Below are 21,354 nucleotides of genomic sequence, written 5' to 3'. Positions count from 1 at the left end.
GAAGAATACTGCCGCAAAGCATTGCCCCACCGCAAGTCATTGCAAATATTATATCGCTGAATATGAAAAGGCCGGCGTGACGCCGGCCTTTAAGCGTTCGATCGGACGAGCCGAATCGGAAATTATGCGCTTTCCTTCGGCGTCAGAACCTGGCGGCCGCGATACATGCCGGTCTTCAGGTCGATGTGATGCGGACGGCGAAGTTCGCCGGAGTTCTTGTCTTCGACATAGGTCGGAGCCTTCAGCGCATCAGCCGAACGGCGCATACCGCGCTTGGACGGGCTTGTTTTTCTCTTCGGTACAGCCATTTCTATTACTCCACTTGCGGGCAAAACATTCCCACGGCCAGACTGGCGGCCGAAACGGACATGTCGCGATTTCGGAATTTTGCGCGCTTATACATGCAAGGCGCGGCCTTGACCAGTCCCCATGCATATTTTTTGACACGCCGATGATTCCCACCTCAGACTTCGTCTTCCGGCACAACCCAAGGCTCGGCGCGCGCCGCCTCTTCCCATTTGCGCCAAGCCGGATGCGCCTTCATGGTCTGCATGTAGGCAAGTGTATCGCTTCGGTCGACCAGATCATAGATCTCGAACCGGTTGACGACGGGCGCAAACATCGCATCTGCGCCCCCGAACGCGCCGAAGAGAAACGGCCCGCCGGATTGCTGCAAGAGATCCCGCCAGATCGTCTCGATTCGGCTGATATCGGTATCGACACCATCCGGCAGCGCGATCCTCGCCTTCGGCCGGCGGATATTCATCGGGCAGGCGCTGCGCAGAGCCCGGAAGCTCGAGAGCATCTCCATCGAAACCGACCGGGCGAGCGCCCGCTGGGCGCGATCGGCAGGCAGAAGACCGGCGTCCGGATACAGCTCGGCGGCATATTCGATGATCGCCAGCGATTCCCAGATCTTCAACGCGCCATGCTGCAGAAGCGGCACCCGCCCGGTCGGAGACACGGCCTTGATATTGGGATTGCCGGCTGCGTCGTCGAAGGGGATCAGGACCTCCTCGAAATCGATACCGAGGCCCGTCAGTGCCATCCACGGCCGGAAAGACCAGGAGGAATAGTTCTTGTTGGCGATATAGAGCGTCGGTCTATCCATGGGCTTCTCCCGTTCAGGCGTCGAAATCGAAAATCAGCAATTCGTGGAAATGGTTCATGTCCTCGAAAACGCAGAATGCCGGTAGCGTCAGCTCGAAAACAGGGGCCTTGCGGCGGATGTCCTCGGCAACGTCATCGAGCATCGCCTGCCAGCGCGGCAAGGCTTCGTCCTCCAGCCGTTCGATCGCATAGGCGAAGGTCATGTGAAACTTGTAGTCTTCATGGTTCGGCTGGCGATAGCCGAGGAGATCGGCAAACGCGTGGCGCCAGGCGCGCATGACCTTGCGGTCGTTCTCCGTCGCTCCGTCGAGGAGCAGGCCCGACGGGCGCGCTTCGACCACGGCGACATTGAAGGGGTCGGCCATCGAAAAACCTTCGAGCCGCGCCGCCATCAGTTCGGTCATGTTGTCGATCGGCGTCTCAAGCGGAAGATCGCCCGGCCAGAAATCCTGCCGGCGCCTGGTCTCGATGACGCCTTCGAAAAGCGTCATGTGAAGGCTCGATATCGGCGTGAAGAGGAACTGCTGGGCCTCCGGCATCGCCAGATATTTCTCCCGCGCCTCGATTAGCACCGTCTGCGTCCGCGAGCCTTTCTCGGCATGGCAGACGATGGTGTTCCCGGCTTCAGGCAAAAAGCCGCCGACCTTGCGATAACGGCTGCCGAGATGGGCGGGCGGGTTCGGATTGTGCGTCTTCGAATAGAGGAGAAGCTCGGGAGAAAACATCGTAGCGGTCATGGGCGACTCGAAGGTTCTGTTTGGACTGCACCGCCCATATGGCAGAACCAAGAATGTCAGATGACGCTCGAGGCTACCAATGACAAGTTCTGCTCTCACTCATAGATGCATTTGATGTAATCGCCGGAACCCTGTGCGCGTCTCTCGATCACGCCGGCAAGCCGGCGAAGGCCGCGGCCTGGTTTGCCGGCATTGCGGTCGATCGGGTTCGGCAGCGAGACCGCAAGCAGCGATGCCTGGCGCCGTGTCAGCTTCGAGGCCGGCACCTTGAAATGATGCTGAGCCGCCGCCTCGATGCCGTAAATGCCCGGACCCCATTCGGCGATGTTGAGATAGATTTCCATCAGCCGCCGTTTCGACAGGACGAAATCCGTGGAGACGGCCAGCGGAAGCTCCATCGCCTTGCGCACGAAGGAGCGGCTGTTCCAGAGAAAGAGGTTCTTCGCCGTCTGCATCGGGATGGTGCTGCCGCCGCGCGTTGCCTGGCCCTTCAGCGTATCTTCGACCAGCATGCGCATTTCCGCCCAGTCGACACCGCCGTGAAAGCAATATTGCCCGTCTTCGGACATCATCACCGACTGCACCACAACCGGGGCGATCTCATCAAGCGACACCCATCTGCGGTCATAGCCGCGCAGCAGTACGAGATCGCGCAGCATCAGCGTCGAGACGGGGTGAATGAACGGCAGCACGTAGAAAAAGATCAGCGCGTAAGGAAGGATCACCAGCGCCAGCACGGCAAGCACGATGCGTTTCAACACGCGCCGGTCTCCGAACCATTGCCGGCGAGCCGGCATGTCGGCGATGTCCTCTCTCTCCGGCGCTATATCCAATGTCCCCAACCCGATTTCGCTCCTGTCGTTCTCATAACGCCTGTAGGCCGCTTATGCCAGAGTGCGTGGCGAATCTTGCCGCGCCATCGACAATTCCGTTGCAAGCCCGGGGGCGCTCATGCCAAACAGCGCCCATGGATGCGAACCGGGACACTTTCGAGACGAGGCTGAAGAACAACGCCCGCGAGATCGAGGCGCTGCTCGATGCATTGCTTTTACCGAACGCCCTTTCCGACGAAATCGCCAGGCCCGAGACGCTGCGCAGCGCCATGCACTATGCCGTGCTGAACGGCGGCAAGCGGCTGCGCCCGTTCCTGGTGGTCGAAAGCGCCGCCCTTCTTGGCGGTGATGCCGAGGCCGCACGCCGCGTCGGCGCCGCACTCGAATGCGTCCACTGTTATTCGCTGGTGCATGACGATCTGCCCGCCATGGACGATGATGATCTCCGCCGCGGCAAACCGACCGTTCATATCAAGTTCGATGAAGCCACCGCGATCCTCGCAGGCGACAGCCTGCTGACCTACGCCTTCGATATCATCGCCGCGCCGGAAACTACGCTTGCCGATACGAGCAAGGCCTCGCTGGTGCTGGCGCTTGCCCGCGCCGCCGGTCTCGGCGGCATGGCCGGCGGCCAGGCGCTTGATCTCGCGGCGGAAAAACAAGCCCCTGACGAGGCCGGCATCATCCGCCTGCAGGCGATGAAAACCGGCGCGCTGATCCGCTTCGCCTGCGAAGCCGGCGCCCTCATCGCGGCGAGTCCGCCGGAAGATCGTCGCCGCCTGCGTGCTTTCGGCGAAAAGATCGGCCTTGCCTTTCAGCTCGCCGACGACATTCTCGACCTGACCTCTGATGCCGCGACCATGGGCAAGGCGACCGGCAAGGATGCGGCCCGCGGCAAGGGAACGCTCGTGGCGCTGCATGGCATCGAATGGGCCGAGGAGCAGCTCCGCCAGCATGTCCGCGATGCCGAGGCGCTGCTTGCCCCCTACGGCGCCCGCGCCTCGACGCTGATCGCCGCGGCACATTTCATCGCCGACCGGAAGAGCTGAAGCGTCACTCAGGCTGCCAGTATTTCCTTGAGGGCGGAAACCAGACGCGCGCATTCCTCGTCCGTGCCGATGCTGATGCGCAGGAAATCCGAAATGCGCGGCTTGGCGAAATGCCGGACGAGAACGCCACGCTCCCGCAGAGCCGCTTGAAGCGCAGCACCCGACCGGCTTTCATGCCTTGCGAAAACGAAATTCGCCTGAGACGGCAGCACTTCGAATTCCAACGCTTCGAGGTCCCGGACGAGACCGTTCCGGCTGGCGATCAGCTTCCTCCGACATGTCTCGAACCACGCCTCGTCCTTGATCGCTGCCGTTGCGGCAACCTGCGCCAGGCGATCGAGCGGATAGGAATTGAAGCTGTCCTTGACGCGCACCAGCGCCTCGATCAGGTCCCGCTGTCCGAGCGCGAAGCCGACTCGCAGGCCCGCAAACGAGCGGGATTTCGACAGGGTCTGAACGACAAGCAGGTTGGGATATTTGGAAATGAGCGGAATGGCGCTGTCACCGCCGAAATCGACATAAGCCTCGTCGATCACAACGACCGCATCCGGATGGGCGGCGACAAGCGCCTCTATGTCGGCAAGCGGCAGGCCGATGCCGGTCGGCGCATTCGGATTGGGTATGATGATCGCACCGCACGGCCTGTCGTAATCCGCAAGCCGGACCTGGAACTTGTCATCGACCGGCACTTCGATCGCTTCGATGTCGTATAGCAGGCTATAAGTCGGATAGAAGCTGTAGCTCACATCGGGATAGAGAAGCGGCAGCTCATGTTTCAGCAGCGCCTGAAACGTATGCGCAAGGACCTCGTCGGAGCCGTTGCCGACGAAGACCTCATCCGCCGTCAGGCCGTGACGGGCAGCGATCGTCTCGCGCAATTCCGTCGCCGCCGGATCGGGATAGAGCCGCAAACGATCATCCGCCGCTTGGCCGATCGCTTCGATCGCCTTCGGGGACGGCCCGTAGGGGTTCTCGTTGGTGTTGAGCTTGACCAGACCGGGAATGCGGGGCTGCTCCCCGGCGACGTAGGGTCGGAGCTTGCTGACGATGGGCGACCAGTAGCGGCTCATGCGAATTCGCCGACCTTCATTCCGCCGCCGTCCGCTGGCCGAAACGCTTCTCGATATAGTCGACGACGAGCGCCTCGAAGTCGGCGGCGATATTGGGACCGCGCAACGTCAGCGCCTTCCGGCCGTCGATAAAGACGGGGGCTGCCGGAGTCTCGCCGGTGCCGGGAAGCGAAATGCCGATATCGGCATGTTTGCTTTCGCCCGGTCCGTTGACGATGCAGCCCATGACGGCAACGTTCAGCGCCTCGACGCCCGGATATTTCTCGCGCCAGACCGGCATGTTCTTGCGGATGTCGTTCTGGATGTTCTGAGCAAGCTCCTGGAACACCGTCGACGTCGTGCGTCCGCAGCCGGGACAGGCGGCAACGACGGGCACGAACTGGCGGAAGCCCATGACCTGCAGGATTTCCTGCGCCACCTGAACTTCGCGCGTGCGGTCGCCGTTCGGCTCCGGTGTCAGCGACACGCGGATCGTATCGCCGATGCCCTGCTGCAGCACGAAGCCCATCGCCGCCGACGAAGCGACGATGCCCTTGGTGCCCATGCCGGCTTCGGTCAGGCCGAGATGCAGCGCGTGATTGGAACGCTCGGCGAGCATGGAATTGACGGCGATCAGGTCCTGGACCTGGCTGACCTTGGCCGACAGGATGATGCGGTTGCGCGGCAAGCCGATCTCTTCGGCAAGGGCCGCCGAAAGCAGCGCCGATTGCACGATCGCCTCGCGCGTCACCTGCCGGGCCGAAAACGGCGAGCCGGCTGCGGCATTCTCATCCATCAGCGCCGTCAGGAGATCCTGATCGAGCGAACCCCAGTTGACGCCGATGCGCACCGGCTTGTCATAGCGGATCGCCATCTCGATGATCTCGGCGAACTGCTTGTCCTTCTTGTCCTTGAAGCCGACATTGCCGGGGTTGATGCGGTATTTCGCCAGCGCTGCGGCACAATCAGGATGATCGGCAAGCAGTTTGTGGCCGATATAGTGGAAGTCGCCGATCAATGGCACGTCCATGCCGAGCCGCAACAGCCGCTCGCGGATCTTCGGCACGGCGGCCGCACTTTCGTCTCGGTCGACGGTGATGCGCACCAGCTCCGAGCCAGCCCGGTGGAGTGCGGCGACCTGCGCGACGGTCGAATCGATATCGGCCGTATCGGTGTTCGTCATCGATTGCACGACGACCGGCGCCCCGCCGCCAACGATGACGCCGCCGACATCGACGGCAACGGATGCGCGGCGCGGTTTCGGATCAAAATCGGCAATTGGAGACATTAAGAGTTCCTGGACCCCTGAAAACAGTGCCTTTCAGGTGGATCATGACTGCTTTCTTGTCAACCGCTCCTGATATCACTTTTGTTGGGAGGCGGCTTAATGGCCGCCGCCGGAGACTCCGTCGGCATAACGGGCTAGTTTGGAGAACAGCAGAACGACGAGCAGGAGTACCGGCAGCGCCATGAAGACCGCCGCAAAGCCGACATGCTCGGCGACGAAGCCGATCAAGGACGGCGCAACCAGCATGCCGGAATAGCCCATGGTCGTGACGACCGAGATGCCGATGCCGGGCTTGAGGCCGGGAATGTTGCCCGCCGCCGAGAAGGCGATCGGCACCATGTTGGAGATGCCGATGCCGCAAAAGGCAAAGCCCAGAATGGCAATCTCCGCATTCGGCGCCAGACCTGCAAGCAGCATGCCGACGATGGCAAACACGGTGCAGATCCGCAGCGTTTTGACGCCGCCCAGACGGTCGCGCACCAGGTCGCCGGCAAAGCGCATGATTGCCATCGTCGCCGAAAAGGCTGCAAAACCAAGGCCGGAGAGCGCCACGGAGGCATCCATTTCCTGGCGGAGATAGAGCGCGCCCCAGTCCAGAACCGCGCCTTCCGGCACCATGGAGAACAAGGCCATCAATCCGAGCAGCCACGGCAGCGGCACCATCGGCAGCCTGGTCTTTTCCTTCTTGGCATCGGGATGCGGCGGATCGGCCAGGATCATTGGCCAGGCGATCGCGAGAAAGATCGCCGCCAGCACCGTCGCCAGTTCGGCATGGCCGAGAATGCCCAGCTTGGAGATCACGATGCCGCCGAGACCCGAGCCGATCAGCCCGCCGAGGCTCCAGAAAGCGTGGCAGGACGACATGATGGAGCGACGCATGGATTTTTCGACCGACACGGCATTGGCATTCATCGCCACATCCATGGCGCCGATAAAACCGCCGAACAGGAAGAGCGAGATTGCCCCGGTGATCACATTCGGCGCGAGCGTCAATGCCAGGAGCAGCGGCAGCACGCAGACAGCCAGCAGCTGAACGACGATACGCGAGCCGTGTTTGGCAATCTGCGCCCCGGCGATCGGCATCATCACCAGCGAGCCGACGCCGAAGACAAGGATCATCAGCCCGAGTTCGAACTTGGAGAGCGCCAACCGCTCGGCAAAATCCGGGATCTTCGGCGCCCAGCAGCCGACGACGAAGCCGTTCATGAGAAAGAGCAGGGAAACCGCCGCCCTGCTTCTGGTGATGAAGCCGCTTCGAGCTGCCGGCGGCGCATTCACATGACTGTCCATTTCTCGGTCTTTCCTCATTGCCGGGCTTGCACGCCCGGTTTCCCTAAACTCGATGACGAGGGTCTCAGTTCGTTTTCTCGGCGACGACGGTCCTGCATCCGCGCGCGCGGTAATCGGCGAGAATGGCCGGATCGGCATCGTGCTCGACCACCAGGCATTCGCAATGGGCAACTGGCAGAATGCTATGGGGGGCGGCAGTGCCGAATTTCTCCGAGGTTGCCGCCACCAATACCTTTCTGCTTCGCGACGCCGCATAGCGCTTGAACTCGGCATCTTCGAAACCGAACACGGTGATGCCGGCCTCAAGATCGACGCCGCAGGCGCCGAGAATGCAGAGATCGGGCGAAATCTGCTCCATATCCCGCAAGGCTTTGGCACCGAGCGAACCGCCCGTCTGCCGGTCCACCATTCCGCCGATCAAAATGACGTTGACGGCAGGCTTGTCGATCAGCGCCGCGGCGATCGCCGGCGCATTCGTTGCAGCCGTCAGCGCAAGTTCAGCCGGCAGTGCGTTGGCAATCGCCAGATTGGTGCTGCCGGCATCGAAGAATACCGTCGAACCGGCGGCAATCTGCTGTGTCGCAGCGCGCGCCAGCGCCCGTTTCCGGTCAACGGCAAAACCGATCCGCTGTGTCAGACTTCCATGCGCCGGCGAGATCGGCAATGCGCCGCCATAGACCCGCTCGCAAAGCCCTGCCGCGGCCATTTCGCGCAGATCGCGCCGCACCGTATCTTCGGAGACGCCGAATTCGAGCGCAAGTTCCGTCGCCAGCACGCGGCCGTTCAGCCGCAGCCTCTCGGAAATCACGCCCTGGCGCTCGCGCAACAAAAAATCCTGCATGTTTTTACCGGATTGAAATCTGTGAAACTAGAAACGTGCATAAACGCTTATGATCCGGCACACAATATGCACAAACACACATTTCCTGACGTTGTGAAACAAAGCTCCACCATGCGAAAGATCGCCTATTGACCGGTCAAGAGGCCTATCGATCGACCATTCCCCACTTCCCCGCCGGCATTCTGCCATCTGGTGCGCTCCCGTGAAAAACTCCGTCAGCCTGGGCATCCTGCTCACGAGCCTCGCCTATATGGCGTTCACATTCCATGATGCGATTATCAAGATCCTGACCTCAAGCATTCCGGTCTGGCAGATCCTGTTTTTCCGCAGTCTCACCATCCTTACCTTTGGCCGCGGCAAGCTCGTCCGCCAGACGATGCGATCGCCGATCATCAAGCCGATGATCGCCCGCAGCATCCTTCTTCTCTGTGCCTGGCTTTCCTATTATTCCGCGGCAAGCCGCCTGCAGCTGGCCGAAGTGACGACGCTCTATTACGCAGCACCCATCGTCGGCACCGTGCTTGCATGGCTCATCTTGAAAGAAGAGGTCACGCCTGCGCGCTGGCTTGCCGTCGGCGTCGGTTTCGTCGGCGTGCTAATTGCCTACAACCCCATCGGTCTCACCATTTCCTGGCCGGTTTACCTGGCACTGCAGGCAGCCGTTCTCTGGGCCTCGGCCATGGTGCTGCTGCGCAAGACTTCGCTGCACGAGAAAACCATCGTCCAGCTTACCGTTTCCAACGTCTTTTTCCTTGTGATGACCGGTGTTGCCGTTCTCTGCACATGGAAGACCCCCGACATGGCACAGCTGCCGCTTCTCATTGCCACCGGCGTCGTCGCCGGATCCGCGCAGTTCGCTCTCTTCGAGGGCATGCGGCAGGCGCCGGTCTCCGTGCTCGCGCCGTTCGAATATACTTCCCTCGTCTGGGCCTTTCTCTTGGGTCATCTGATATGGGCCGATATCCCCACGCCCAATGTCGTATTCGGCGCGGCCATGATCCTCGCCGCCGGACTGATTATCATCGTCAGCGAAAAGCTGCGCCGCCGCATCGCGGCGTGATGCCCGTTTCTGCAGGATTCACAGCTCAGACGGCCGCTTGAGAAAAATATTTGCAGTTGCTGCTTTTATTCGCAGTTTTTTACGCTTCCGGCGCCCTAAATTTCTGCGAACTATCCCTCATCCGATGACAACCTCCCAAGGATGGATAAAACAATGAACTGGTTGAAAACCGTCGCCGTAGCCGCCCTCATTCAGGCCGCCGCCCTCCTGCCCGCCCATGCCGGCGAAAACCTCGCCGCCATCAAATCGGCCGGCGTCTTCAAGATCGGTACCGAGGGCACCTATGTGCCCTTCACCTATCATGACGAAAGCGGCAAGCTCGTCGGCTTCGACGTCGAGATCGGCGAAGCGATCGCTGCCAAGCTCGGCGTCAAGGCCGAGTTCGTCGAAGGCAAGTGGGATGGCCTGATCGCCGGCCTCGATGCCAAGCGCTACGACACCGTCATCAACCAGGTCGGCATCACCGAAGCCCGCAAGCAGAAATATGATTTCTCCGAGCCCTATATCGCCTCCAAGGCCGTGCTGATCGTCCGCGACGGCGACGACAGCATCAAGACCTTCGCAGACCTGAAGGGCAAGAAATCCGCCCAGTCGCTGACCAGCAACTTCGGCAAGATCGCAACCGAAGCCGGCGCCGAACTCGTCGGCACCGATGGTTTCGACCAGTCGATCCAGCTCGTGCTGACCAAGCGCGCCGACGCGACGATCAACGACAGCCTCTCCTTCCTCGATTTCAAGAAGCACAAGCCGGACGCGCCGGTGAAGATCGCCGCCGAACAGGAAAATGCCGATTATTCCGGCGTCATCATCCGCAAGAATGAGCCGGAGCTTCTGGCCGAAATCAACAAGGCGCTCGCCGACATCAAGGCCGACGGCACTTATAAGAAGATCGCCGACAAGTATTTCGGCCAGGACGTTTCGAAGTAAGTCCATTCAAGAAAGTCCCCTCCCCAACCCCTCCCCACAAGGGAGGGATTTCGAAGGCGGACCGCCTCATCTCAAAATAACCGTTTCGGCCCGCAGTTCGGCTGCTATTTCGCGCGGCGAGAGACTGGGCAAGTCCCTCCCCCTTGTGGGGAGGGGTTGGGGAGGGGTACAGCTCGAACGCACCAATCCACGAGAGGGAGCACCCCTTTGCCCCACTGGCTTCAACTGATGGCGGAATCGCTCCCCTCGCTCCTCTGGGCGGGATTGATCTTTACCATTCCCCTCACGCTGCTGTCCTTCGTCTTCGGCCTGATCCTCGGCCTGATCACCGCGATTGCCCGGCTTTTCGGCCCGGGACCTGTCGCGGCCATCGCCCGTTTTTATGTCTGGGTCATCCGCGGCACGCCGCTGCTCGTGCAGCTCTTCGTGATTTTCTACGGCCTGCCGAGCATCGGCATTCTGCTCGATGCCTTTCCCGCCGCCCTGATCGGCTTTACCCTGAATATCGGCGCCTACAGCTCCGAGATCATTCGCGCCGTCATCTCCTCGGTGCCCAAGGGCCAGTGGGAGGCCGCCTATTCGATCGGCATGAGCTGGCGGCAGGCAATGAGCCGCACCATCCTGCCGCAGGCCGCCCGCGTCGCCGTGCCGCCGCTGTCGAACACCTTCATCTCGCTGGTCAAGGATACTTCGCTGGCCGCCGCCATCACCGTGCCGGAGCTTTTCCAGGCGGCGCAGCGCATCGTTGCCACCACTTATGAGCCGCTGATCCTCTATATCGAGGCGGCGCTGCTCTATCTCGTGCTGAGCTCCGTCCTTTCGCAGCTGCAGGTACGGCTGGAACGCCGCTTCGCACGGTATGGCGGCATGCTGGAGGCCAATGCATGATCGAGCTTTCCAACATCGAAAAGCGCTTCGGCGACGCCGTCATCCTCAAGGATATCACCATCCGTATTCCCGAAGGCAGCGTCACCGCGCTGGTCGGCCCCTCAGGCGGCGGCAAAAGCACGCTGCTGCGCTGCATCAACCTGCTCGAAATCCCGACATCAGGCGCGATCCGACTCGGCGTAGAAACGCTGTCCTTTGCCCCGGGCAAACGAACGAGCTGGCAGGCGATCCAGAAGATCCGCCGCCAGACCGGCATGGTCTTCCAGAATTTTCAGCTTTTCCCGCATCAGACCGCGATCGAGAATGTCATGGAGGGCTTGGTGACAGTGCTGAAATGGCCGCGGGAAAAGGCGCGTGAACGCGCTATGGAGCTGTTGACCAAGGTCGGCATGACCCACAAGGCCGACGCCTGGCCGTCGACGCTCTCAGGCGGTCAGCAGCAGCGTGTGGCGATCGCACGCGCCTTGGCGCCGTCGCCGCGCGTACTTCTCTGCGACGAGCCGACCTCGGCGCTCGATCCGGAACTCTCGGCCGAAGTGGTCGACGTACTGGGTCAGCTTGCCCGCGAGGGCACGACGATGGTGATGGCGACCCACGATCTCCGGCTCGCCTCGAAGATCGCCAATGACGTCGTCTTCTTGGAAGCGGGCAGCGTCGTCGAGACGGGCAGCGCCAGGGCGATCTTTACTGCGCCGGAACGCGAACGCACCAAGCGCTTCATCTCGACGATCAACGCCGCCGCCCATACCTACGATATCTGAGGCAATGCCGGGATGCTGCCATCCCGGCATTGCCGGAATACCGGTCAGGAGGCCGTGACGACGGCGCGCGCGGCCTTCAGCGCATTGCCCCACCAGGTGATCTGGTCAAGCAGGTTCTTGGCGGCTTCGTTGAGATGCGGGTAGTCGCCAAGGCCCTTGCCCTCCTTGAGAACGGCAAGGTATTCGCTGAATGCGATGTGGACCCCGGTCTTGACGGAAGCAGCGCTCATTTCCACGAAGATCAGCCGCAGCTGCTCGACCGCCCGTGCGCCACCGACGCCGCCGTAACCAACGAAACCGACCGGCTTCTGGATGAATTCGCCGAGATCGATCGCGTTTTTCAGAACCGCCGTCGGAGCATGGTTGTACTCGGCGACGGTGAAGATGAAGCCGTCGAATTCGCGCAGCTTCTTTTTCCAGCGCTCGGCGGATTCGCTTTCCGCCGTGGTGGCGCGCTCTTCGCCGAAGAAATGCATCGGATAGTCGAAAAGATCAAGAACCTCGACGTCCAGATCGGAACGCTGGCCGGTGAGGTCAGCGATCCACTTGGCCGGGTGCTGGGCGAAACGGCCGATACGCGTGCTGCCGACAATGACGGCAATCTTCAGCTTGCTCATGGGGATCTTTCCTGTTGAATGACGGGTTTGCTGGAACGTTACGGCCGATAGGACGCGCTACGAACGCTCCTCGCTTTCAATGGCGTATAATCCTTTAGGGTTATGCGCCCGCCATTTCTAGGAAATAAGCCCCATGCCCGGCAAGCCGGGGGCTGCAGGAAACGGTCAAAAGTTCCGCATTCCCGTCGGCCGAACGCACACAATCGGGTGATTGATCACGAATGATGCGCTGCCGGAGCGACGTCGAGCGCTCCGGCAGGCCGAATTGCTTAGCCGCCGTAGACGACGAGCAGGTCCTTGGCGTCGATCTGATCGCCCGCCTTGACCAGCACCTCGGCGATCGTGCCGTCCTTCTCGGCATGCAGCGCCGTTTCCATCTTCATCGCCTCGATCGAGACGAGCACGTCACCGGCGCTGACGGCCTGGCCTGAGGAGACGAAGACGCGCGAGATGACGCCCGGCATCGGCGCACCGACATGGACGGCATTGCCGGGTTCGGCCTTGCGGCGGACCGCTGCTCCCGTCGCCCCATGGGCGCGGTCCGGCACCTTGATGCGGCGCGGCTGGCCGTTGAGCTCGAAGAAGATGGTGACCATGCCCTGGCTGTCGGTGGCGCTCATCGCCTGGTTGACGATGACAAGAGTTTTGCCGCGTTCGATATCGGCAAACAGCTCCTCGCCATCACCGAGGCCGTAGAAGTAGGCAGGCGTCGGCAGCACCGAGACCGGGCCGTAGGTATCGGAAGCGAGCGCGAAATCGGTGAAGACCTTCGGATACATCAGATAGGAAGCGAATTCGAAGTCGCTGACCTCCCGCTCCAGCTTCGTCTCGATGACCTTACGCTCGGCATCGAGATCGGCCTCCTTCAGCAACGAGCCGGGACGCACTGTATAGGGTTTGTCGCCCTTCAGCGCCTTCTTCTGCAGCGCCTCCGGCCATCCCGACGGCGGCTGGCCGAGATCGCCTTTCAGCATCGAGACGACCGATTCCGGGAAGGAGACCTCGCGTTCGGGGCTGACGACGTCGGCAACCGTCAGGTCCTGGGACACCATCATCAGCGCCATGTCGCCGACCACCTTGGAAGACGGCGTCACCTTGACGATATCGCCGAACATCTGGTTGGCGTCGGCATAGGCCTGCGCCACCCGGTGCCAGCGGGTCTCCAGACCGAGCGAGCGGGCCTGCTCCTTGAGGTTGGTGAACTGGCCGCCCGGCATTTCATGCAGATAGACTTCCGAGGCCGGCCCCTTCAGATCGCTTTCGAAGGCGGCATACTGGTTGCGAACGGCCTCCCAATAGAAGGAGATGCGGCGGATCCATTCCGGATCGAGGCCCGGATCGCGCTCCGACCCGCGCAGCGCCTCGACGATCGAACCGAGACAGGGCTGCGAGGTATTGCCGGAGAGCGCATCCATCGCCGCATCGACGGCATCGACGCCGGCTTCGACCGCGGCAAGCACGGTTGCCGCCGCAATCCCCGACGTATCATGCGTATGGAAATGGATCGGCAAGCCGGTCGCCTCGCGCAGCGCCTTGAACAGCACCTTCGCCGCCGCGGGCTTGAGCAGGCCGGCCATGTCCTTGAGCGCGATGATATGGGCGCCGGCCTTTTCCAGCTCGACGGCAAGGTCGGTATAATATTTCAGATCGTATTTCGGGCGCGCGGAATTGAGAATATCGCCGGTATAGCAGATCGCCGCCTCGCAGAGCTTGTTCTCCTCGGCGATGGCATCCATCGACACCCGCATGTTCTCGACCCAGTTCAGGCAGTCGAAGACGCGGAAGAGATCGATGCCGCCGCGGGCCGCCTGGCGGACGAAGTATTTGACGACATTGTCGGGGTAATTGGTGTAGCCGACGCCGTTGGCGCCGCGCAGCAGCATCTGCAAGAGCAGGTTCGGCGCGCCCTCGCGGATCAGCGCCAGCCGTTCCCACGGATCTTCGGTCAGGAAGCGCATCGAGACGTCGAAGGTGGCGCCGCCCCAGCATTCAAGCGAGAGCAGGTTCGGCAGCGCATGCGCATAGGTGCCGGCGATGCGGGCGATGTCATAGGTGCGCATGCGGGTGGCGAGCAGCGATTGGTGGCCGTCGCGCATCGTCGTGTCGGTCAGGAGCACGCGCTTCTCATTGCGCATCCATTCGCCGAACTTCTTCGGGCCGAGCGTGTCGAGCAGCTGCTTGGTGCCGTCCTTGACGCCATTGCCGTTGGCATAGGGAACGACCGGCTGGGCAGCATTTTCCAGCGGCCGCGGTCGGTCCTTGGCTTCGGGATGGCCGTTGACGGTGACGTCGGCGAGATAGGTGAGCAGCTTCGTTGCGCGGTCCTGGCGCTTGACCTGCTGGAAGAGCTCCGGCGTCGTGTCGATGAAACGGGTGGTGTAGCTGTTGTCGCGGAATTTCGGGTGGCCGATGATCGCTTCGAGGAAGGTCAGATTGGTGGCGACGCCGCGAATACGGAATTCGCGCAGCGCCCGGTCCATGCGGGAAATCGCTTCGGAGGGGTTCGGCGCCCAGGCCGTGACCTTGACGAGCAGCGGATCGTAATAGCGGGTGATGATGGCGCCCGAATAGGAGGTGCCGCCATCAAGGCGGATACCGAAGCCGGAGGCCGAGCGATAGGCGGTGATGCGGCCATAATCCGGAATGAAGTTGTGCTCCGGATCTTCGGTGGTGATACGGCACTGCAGCGCATGGCCGTTGAGACGGATGTCGGCCTGAGCGGGAACGCCGGATTCCGGCGTACCGATCGCGGCGCCGTCAAGGATGTGGATCTGCGCCTTGACGATGTCGATGCCGGTGACGACTTCGGTCACCGTATGTTCGACCTGGATGCGCGGATTGACCTCGATGAAGTAGAATTTGCCGGTATCGGCATCCATCAGATATTCGACGGTACCGGCACCGACATAATTGGTCGCCGCGGCGATCTTCAGCGAATAGGCGGCAAGTTCCTGGCGCTGCGCCTCGGATAGATAAGGGGCCGGCGCCCGCTCGACAACCTTCTGGTTGCGGCGCTGGATGGAGCAGTCGCGCTCGAACAGATGCACGACATTGCCGTGCGTATCGCCGAGAACCTGGCTTTCGACATGGCGGGCGCGCTCGACGAGCTTTTCCAGATAGACCTCGTCCTTGCCGAAGGCGGCCATCGCCTCGCGCTTGGCCTCGGTCACCTCGCGGGCAAGATCCTTCGGGTCGCGGATGGCGCGCATGCCGCGCCCGCCGCCGCCCCAAGAGGCCTTCAGCATCACGGGATAACCGATCTCTTTCGCCATCTTCGCCACCACGGCCATATCGTCGGGCAACGGCTCGGTCGCCGGCACGACAGGCACACCGACCGAGATCGCCAGATTGCGGGCGGCAACCTTGTTGCCCAGCTGGCGCATCGTATCGGCCCTCGGGCCGATGAAGATGATACCGGCCTTGTTGCAGGCATCGACGAATTCGGGGCTTTCCGACAGCAGGCCGTAACCCGGGTGAATGGCGTCGGCGCCCGAGAGCTTGGCGACGCGGATCACCTCGTCGATCGACAGATAGCTCTCGATCGGTCCTAGATCACGCGCCAGATGCGGGCCGCGGCCGACCTGATAGCTTTCGTCCGCTTTGAAGCGATGAAGCGCCAGCTTGTCCTCCTCAGCCCAGATCGCCACGGTTTTTATTCCAAGCTCGTTGGCCGCGCGGAACACGCGAATGGCAATTTCGGAGCGATTGGCAACGAGAATCTTGGAAATGGGCAAAACGGTCTCCTCAGACGTTCAGACGCGGGCATGCTGCACCCGCGAAGGAAATTCTTAACTTCTTGTCACAGGAAGTTCAATTTCTCTTGCGACTGCGAAATGCAATTTCTCGCCATTCTGGATGCGGATGCAGCCTCGCCGGATCGGCCCAGATCCGAATCCTGATCGAAATCAAAGAGGTAGTATGAAAATCGCTTATATTGTCAGCAGGCTGCTTTAGCTTATCAGCCGGTGACGAAAGGCAAGCGCCACCGCCTGTTGCCGGTTTTTCGCCTTCAGCTTGTTCTGCAAGCCGTTCATATACCAGTCCACGGTGTGGTTTGAGATCTTCAGCACCTTGCCGATTTCCATCGAGGTCATGCCTTCGGCGAGATAATGCAGGATCTCCATTTCACGTCGCGTCAGCGGCGTGTCGGCCGGCAGCACGGATTCCAGCGCCTGCGCCTCGTCCTTCAGTTCGAGCAATCGCCAGAAGCTCTTGCGCGCCACCGCTTCAAACAAGGCGATCTCCACCGGCGACAGCTCGACAGGTTTGCCGGCGAGACTGAGGCTGCCGAGAATGCCGTTCCGTCCGTGGACCGGAAAGATATAACCGTCTTCCAGTCCGTGACCGAAAGCATCGACCATCATCTGCTCCATGCGGCGCCGCTGCGCATCCTTGCCGAAGGCTGCCAAACTTTCCCGCCAGCGGAAAGGCCGCTGGGCATGGGCGAGATAGCGCACCATCGGATCGATCATGACATATTTTTTCGCGGAATAGATTTGCGGCCATTGTTCCGGCCAGCGATCGGCAAGCGCCGCCGCCCGAGGTTCCGGATTCCGCTGCACAGGATTTTGCGGCAAATAGCGCAGCAGGCCGTAATATTCGAAGCCGCTATCGTCGATCACCCGTTCGAGCTCGGTCACCACAGCCCGAGAGTTCGGCGATTCTTCCAGAACTATAAGCAATTGAATTAACAAATTAATATTCACAAAATGCCCCTTGCCCGGACGTGACGCCCGCATCCGAGGCCGTCGGCGGCTTTCAAATGGGTCGCGAAACGGTCGTCTCAAAAAATGCAGTCTCTAATTTAATGCTGCGCTAAAAATTTATTAAAATGCAAGCGCAAATTGTTGCGGGGATATAGCCGAGTAACAATTTCAGCGCCATAGCCTATCTCGTCGCATCCTGCGATAGTACGATGGGGTGAATCGTCGCCTGGATTGAACCCTGAATACTCCGTTAATCGCCGGTTCAGGTAGCCTTTTGTAGCATGGCATCATCCCGTTTTCGCAGATGCACAAGAGGTTCGACGTGACGCTATTCAAGGTCTATGCAAGAGCTCTGCGCTATCTTGGCGCCTACAAGCTGCGCGTATCCCTGGTCGTGGTGGCAAACATCGTTCTGGCAACGATTACCATCGCGGAGCCGATCCTGTTCGGTCGCATTATCGATGCGATTTCCGGCAAGGGTGAGGTCAAGCCCATCCTTTTCATGTGGGCGACTTTCGCCGTCTTCAACACCGTCGCCTTTGTCCTGGTCGCCCGCGAGGCCGACCGGCTGGCCCATGGCCGGCGGGCGACGCTGCTGACGGAAGCCTTCGGCCGGATCATTTCCATGCCGCTCGGCTGGCACCATCAGCGCGGTACCTCCAACGCGCTGCATACATTGCTGCGCGCCTGCGAGACGTTGTTCGGCCTCTGGCTGGAATTCATGCGCAACCACCTGTCGACGGTCATCGCGCTTGCCCTTCTGATCCCGACCGCAATGTCGATGGACCTGCGCCTTTCCGCGGTGCTCATGGTGCTCGCCGTCGCCTACTGGCTGATCGGCCGCGTCGTCATGAGCCGCACCAAGGACGGTCAGGCTTCGGTCGAAAACCACTATCACACGGTCTTCTCGCATGTCAGCGACTCGATCAGCAACGTTTCGGTCCTGCACAGCTACAACCGCATCGAGGCTGAAACCCGGGCGCTGAAATCCTTTGCCGACCGCCTGCTCGAAGCCCAGTATCCGGTGCTCGACTGGTGGGCGATCGCCAGCGCGCTGAACCGCATGGCCTCGACAATTGCGATGATGGTGGTCCTGATCATCGGCACCATGCTCGTCCAGGCCGGCCAGCTGCGCGTCGGCGACGTCATCGCCTTCATCGGCTTTGCCAACCTGCTGATCGGCCGCCTCGACCTGATGCGCCAGTTCGCCACGCAGATTTTCGAAGCCCGTTCCAAGCTCGAGGAATTCTATGTGCTCGAAGACTCGGTGCGTGAACGCGAAGAACCGGCCGGCAATGGCGAGATCAAGGACGTCAAGGGTGCGATCGAATTCCGCGACGTCTCCTTCGGCTTCGGCAATAGCTCGCAGGGCCTGCACAATGTCTCCTTCTCGGTGAAGGCAGGCCAGACGGTTGCGATCGTCGGCCCGACCGGCGCCGGCAAGACGACGCTCGTCAATCTGCTGCAGCGCGTCTACGACGCCCAGGGCGGCCAGATCCTCGTCGACGGCACCGACATCACCAAGGTGACTCGCAAGTCGCTGCGTCGCCACATCGCTACCGTTTTCCAGGACGCAGGCCTGCTGAACCGCTCGATCAGCGAGAATATCCGCCTCGGCCGCGAAGGTGCGAGCGAAGAGGAAATGCGCCGTGCGGCCGAAGCCGCCGCCGCCGCCGACTTTATCGAGACCCGTGAGGATCGCTACGATACGCATGTCGGTGAACGCGGCAACAAGCTCTCCGGCGGCGAGCGCCAACGCATCGCGATTGCCCGCGCCATCCTCAAGGACGCGCCGATCCTGGTGCTCGACGAGGCGACCTCGGCGCTCGACGTCGAGACCGAAAACCGCGTCAAGGTCGCGATCGACAATCTGCGTGAGAATCGCACCACCTTCATCATCGCCCACCGCCTGTCGACGGTCCGCGAAGCCGATATGGTGCTCTTCCTGGATGACGGCCGCGTCGTCGAACAGGGCAGCTTCGATGAACTAAGCCACAGCAACGGCCGCTTCGCCGCCCTGCTGCGCGCCAGCGGCATCCTGACGGACGAAGAAGTCCGCAAGGCCCACGCAACCGAAGCCGCCTGATCGGTTCGGTTTTCAAGACAAAGGCCGGAAGGGTAGCTCCCTTCCGGCCTTTTTTGTTGGGCTGGGTTAGGCGCGCCTTCATATGCCACGCTTTAGGACTTTGCTTTCTCCCACTGCTGATATGGACAATAATGCATTGGCAGTTTGCCGTGTGGCTATCCCTCTGCCCTGCCGGGCATCTCCCCACAAGGCGGGAGATTGGCCAGTGGTTGACCCTCAATCCCTCTCTACTGCGGTGCGGAACATCAGTTGGTCATTGCTTGGGGAAACCATCGCGCCCAGCCGATCTCCCTCCTTGTGGGGAGATGCCCGGCAGGGCAGAGGGGGCCTACACTCCGCCGCGTCGCCATTCTAAGCCAAACCCCGATTGACCACCCTGCCGATCTTCCTACCTTCCGCCTTGTCAGCAAGCATCGGAAGGAAAGCCCATGAAGGTCTTGCGCATCGTCGCTAATATCCAGACACCCGACATCACGCCGGCCCGGCGCTTCTATCAGGATATCCTCGGTCTTGACGTCGTCATGGATCACGGCTGGATCACGACCTTCGGCGCCGCGAGACCGATGAACGTTCAGCTGAGCATCGCTACCGAGGGCGGTTCCGGAACGCCGGTGCCCGATCTATCGATCGAAGTTGATGAGCTCGATGCCGTGTTCGAGGCGATGTCGGCTGCCGGTTTTGCGATCGAGTATGGGCCGGCCGACGAACCTTGGGGCGTCAGGCGCTTTTATGTACGCGATCCCTTGGGCAAGCTGGTGAACATTCTCGTCCATAAAAATTGAGCCGGCGGCCATCGGCCACCGGCTCCTTCATCTGGCAGCCGCATCCGAGACCTATTTCCGTTCGTTGCGGCGATAGGCGTTGGCCGTTCCGCCGATACGGACGGGCACCGGGATGCTGGCGGGCTCGGTGACGAGTTTCCCCTTGACCTTGCCCTGCTGGCGCTTGCGTTCGAGATAATAGGCATAGGCGAATTGCGTCGCGACGCCCGCGATCACGAACAGCGGGCCGACCAGCGGGTCCTTGTTGGTGATATAGAGCACCACCTGGCCGATCATGGCGAGGATCGTGCCGGCGACGAAAATGTTGAGCGAATGGCGGCCGAGGATGGTCAGCGGATGATCCGCAGGGCGGCGCAGAATGCGTGAGAGCGCCGGAATGCTGATGACGAGATAGGTCAGCGCCAGCACATGCAGCAGCCGCGGCAGCGACAGGAAGGTCTTGTCGAAACCGGTGATGACAGGCGGCAGGCCAAGGGCTGCCAGCGAATTGCCGAAGGCCCAGAGATGGCCGGTCACCCAGACGAAGGATAGGGCGACGTAGCCGGCAGCGGCCGCAAACAGCAGCGGATGCCGCGGGATCGTGCCGCCCCGCTTGATATGCAGCATCGAAACGATGCCGATCGTAAACAGGAACTGCCAGGAAAGCGGATTGAGGAACCAATAGCTCTCGATCAGCATGTTGTGCGGCGCCACCTGATAAATGCCCGCAAGCAGCCAGACCGTGCCGGAAACGCCGAGCGCCAGCAACGGGCTGCGCGCATTCAAGAGCAGGATGATCGGCACCATCAGCATCAAGGCGCCGTACATCGGCAGGATATTGTTGTAGCCGATCTGATGGCCGAGCAGCAGCAGCGCCGGAATACCCTCCTTCAGGTTCATCAGCACCGCCAGAATGTTGATTTCGACCAGCAGGCCCGGCCGGTGAAACAGCCATGCGCCGCAGATGAACAGCGCCAGTGTCATGAAGGTGGTAATCATATGCGCGAGATAGAGCGTAAAGGCACGTTTTGCCGCCTTGACCGCCATCTTCAGCCGGTTGCCCGGCCGGAACCCGGAACCATAGGCAAGGCCGACGGCTATGCCCGAGATCAGCACGAAGGCCTCGGCAGCATCCGAGAAGCCGAAATTCTTCGTCGTCACATATTCGAAGATCTGTCCGGGAACATGATTGATGAAGATCATGATCAGCGCCACGCCGCGCAAGACATCGAGCCTGGTGTCACGCATCGGCGCAGTTGCGGATAGGGAACTGCGCCCGGTGACAATGGCTTCGGTCGGCGTGCTAGCCATGGGTCTCTCCTTATTATCCGATTTGCAAACGCGACGACGG

Annotated in this window: 19 protein-coding genes; 7 read left to right on the top strand and 12 right to left on the bottom strand. The window is 61.3% G+C overall.

The window, feature by feature from the left end:
• Positions 1 to 122: 122 nt before the first annotated feature.
• The 4 genes from rpmF to mtgA form a co-directional block, all read right to left on the bottom strand.
• Positions 123 to 308, bottom strand: a complete 186-nt coding sequence (gene rpmF, locus OS035_RS13850; protein ID WP_003543812.1) for a 50S ribosomal protein L32 — start codon at positions 306 to 308, stop codon at positions 123 to 125.
• A 155-nt stretch (positions 309 to 463) separates the two neighbouring features.
• Positions 464 to 1,111, bottom strand: a complete 648-nt coding sequence (locus OS035_RS13845; protein ID WP_310805813.1) for a glutathione S-transferase family protein — start codon at positions 1,109 to 1,111, stop codon at positions 464 to 466.
• Positions 1,112 to 1,124: 13 nt separating this feature from the next.
• Positions 1,125 to 1,847 carry a DUF1868 domain-containing protein gene (locus OS035_RS13840; protein ID WP_183778466.1) on the bottom strand — a complete coding sequence of 241 codons (723 nt, stop codon included), beginning with the start codon at positions 1,845 to 1,847 and terminating at the stop codon, positions 1,125 to 1,127.
• Positions 1,848 to 1,942: 95 nt separating this feature from the next.
• On the bottom strand, positions 1,943 to 2,680 hold the full coding sequence (mtgA, locus tag OS035_RS13835) for a monofunctional biosynthetic peptidoglycan transglycosylase (protein WP_183778468.1): 738 nt from the start codon (positions 2,678 to 2,680) through the stop codon (positions 1,943 to 1,945).
• A gap of 134 nt (positions 2,681 to 2,814) precedes the next feature.
• On the opposite strand from mtgA, the gene OS035_RS13830 reads away from it, so the two are divergent.
• Positions 2,815 to 3,729, top strand: coding sequence for a polyprenyl synthetase family protein (locus tag OS035_RS13830; RefSeq protein ID WP_097625017.1), 915 nt, complete (start codon positions 2,815 to 2,817; stop codon positions 3,727 to 3,729).
• Between the two features lie 8 nt (positions 3,730 to 3,737).
• Here the strand turns inward: OS035_RS13830 and hisC are convergent, their stop codons facing one another.
• The 4 genes from hisC to OS035_RS13810 all read right to left on the bottom strand — a co-directional run bounded on the left by hisC (position 3,738) and on the right by OS035_RS13810 (position 8,197).
• Positions 3,738 to 4,799, bottom strand: coding sequence for a histidinol-phosphate transaminase (hisC, locus tag OS035_RS13825; protein WP_097625018.1), 1,062 nt, complete (start codon positions 4,797 to 4,799; stop codon positions 3,738 to 3,740).
• Between the two features lie 16 nt (positions 4,800 to 4,815).
• Positions 4,816 to 6,066, bottom strand: a complete 1,251-nt coding sequence (gene ispG / locus OS035_RS13820; RefSeq protein WP_331813807.1) for a flavodoxin-dependent (E)-4-hydroxy-3-methylbut-2-enyl-diphosphate synthase — start codon at positions 6,064 to 6,066, stop codon at positions 4,816 to 4,818.
• Between the two features lie 96 nt (positions 6,067 to 6,162).
• Positions 6,163 to 7,356 carry an MFS transporter gene (locus OS035_RS13815; RefSeq protein ID WP_097625020.1) on the bottom strand — a complete coding sequence of 398 codons (1,194 nt, stop codon included), beginning with the start codon at positions 7,354 to 7,356 and terminating at the stop codon, positions 6,163 to 6,165.
• 64 nt (positions 7,357 to 7,420) lie between these two features.
• Positions 7,421 to 8,197, bottom strand: a complete 777-nt coding sequence (locus tag OS035_RS13810) for a DeoR/GlpR family DNA-binding transcription regulator (RefSeq protein WP_097625021.1) — start codon at positions 8,195 to 8,197, stop codon at positions 7,421 to 7,423.
• Positions 8,198 to 8,399: 202 nt separating this feature from the next.
• Here OS035_RS13810 and OS035_RS13805 point away from each other — a divergent pair, with 202 nt between their 5' ends.
• The 4 genes from OS035_RS13805 (at position 8,400) to OS035_RS13790 (ending at position 11,833) form a co-directional block, all read left to right on the top strand.
• Positions 8,400 to 9,257 (top strand): DMT family transporter, encoded by an 858-nt coding sequence (locus OS035_RS13805; protein ID WP_331813806.1) that lies wholly within the window; start codon positions 8,400 to 8,402, stop codon positions 9,255 to 9,257.
• A 153-nt stretch (positions 9,258 to 9,410) separates the two neighbouring features.
• A complete protein-coding gene (locus OS035_RS13800; RefSeq protein ID WP_331813805.1) occupies positions 9,411 to 10,184 on the top strand; it encodes an amino acid ABC transporter substrate-binding protein in 774 nt (257 codons plus the stop codon).
• A 207-nt stretch (positions 10,185 to 10,391) separates the two neighbouring features.
• Entirely contained in the window at positions 10,392 to 11,072 is a 681-nt protein-coding gene (locus tag OS035_RS13795; protein WP_064841116.1) for an amino acid ABC transporter permease, read from the top strand.
• Positions 11,069 to 11,833 carry an amino acid ABC transporter ATP-binding protein gene (locus OS035_RS13790; RefSeq protein WP_097625024.1) on the top strand — a complete coding sequence of 255 codons (765 nt, stop codon included), beginning with the start codon at positions 11,069 to 11,071 and terminating at the stop codon, positions 11,831 to 11,833. Before OS035_RS13795 ends, OS035_RS13790 begins: the two co-directional genes overlap by 4 nt.
• Before the next feature lie 44 nt (positions 11,834 to 11,877).
• Here the strand turns inward: OS035_RS13790 and OS035_RS13785 are convergent, their stop codons facing one another.
• The 3 genes from OS035_RS13785 to OS035_RS13775 all read right to left on the bottom strand — a co-directional run bounded on the left by OS035_RS13785 (position 11,878) and on the right by OS035_RS13775 (position 17,156).
• The gene (locus OS035_RS13785; protein WP_097625025.1) at positions 11,878 to 12,450 is read right to left on the bottom strand and encodes an NADPH-dependent FMN reductase; all 573 of its coding nucleotides are present in this window, start codon (positions 12,448 to 12,450) and stop codon (positions 11,878 to 11,880) included.
• Between the two features lie 269 nt (positions 12,451 to 12,719).
• Entirely contained in the window at positions 12,720 to 16,184 is a 3,465-nt protein-coding gene (gene pyc, locus OS035_RS13780) for a pyruvate carboxylase (RefSeq protein WP_097625026.1), read from the bottom strand.
• A gap of 216 nt (positions 16,185 to 16,400) precedes the next feature.
• Complete coding sequence (locus OS035_RS13775; protein WP_097625148.1) at positions 16,401 to 17,156, bottom strand: LuxR family transcriptional regulator; 756 nt, start codon at positions 17,154 to 17,156, stop codon at positions 16,401 to 16,403.
• A gap of 322 nt (positions 17,157 to 17,478) precedes the next feature.
• Here OS035_RS13775 and OS035_RS13770 point away from each other — a divergent pair, with 322 nt between their 5' ends.
• Positions 17,479 to 19,242, top strand: coding sequence for a glucan ABC transporter ATP-binding protein/ permease (locus tag OS035_RS13770; protein ID WP_097625149.1), 1,764 nt, complete (start codon positions 17,479 to 17,481; stop codon positions 19,240 to 19,242).
• A 428-nt stretch (positions 19,243 to 19,670) separates the two neighbouring features.
• Complete coding sequence (locus OS035_RS13765; RefSeq protein WP_097625027.1) at positions 19,671 to 20,024, top strand: VOC family protein; 354 nt, start codon at positions 19,671 to 19,673, stop codon at positions 20,022 to 20,024.
• A gap of 51 nt (positions 20,025 to 20,075) precedes the next feature.
• On the opposite strand, the gene OS035_RS13760 is transcribed toward OS035_RS13765, so the two are convergent.
• Entirely contained in the window at positions 20,076 to 21,314 is a 1,239-nt protein-coding gene (locus tag OS035_RS13760) for an OpgC family protein (protein ID WP_183778487.1), read from the bottom strand.
• Between the last annotated feature and the right edge of the window lie 40 nt (positions 21,315 to 21,354).

The organism is Rhizobium sp. 268, assembly GCF_036571585.1.
Taxonomy (GTDB): Bacteria; Pseudomonadota; Alphaproteobacteria; order Rhizobiales; family Rhizobiaceae; genus Rhizobium; species Rhizobium redzepovicii.
Note: the sequence above shows the minus strand (reverse complement) of the source record. Positions and strands in the feature narration are given on the sequence as shown.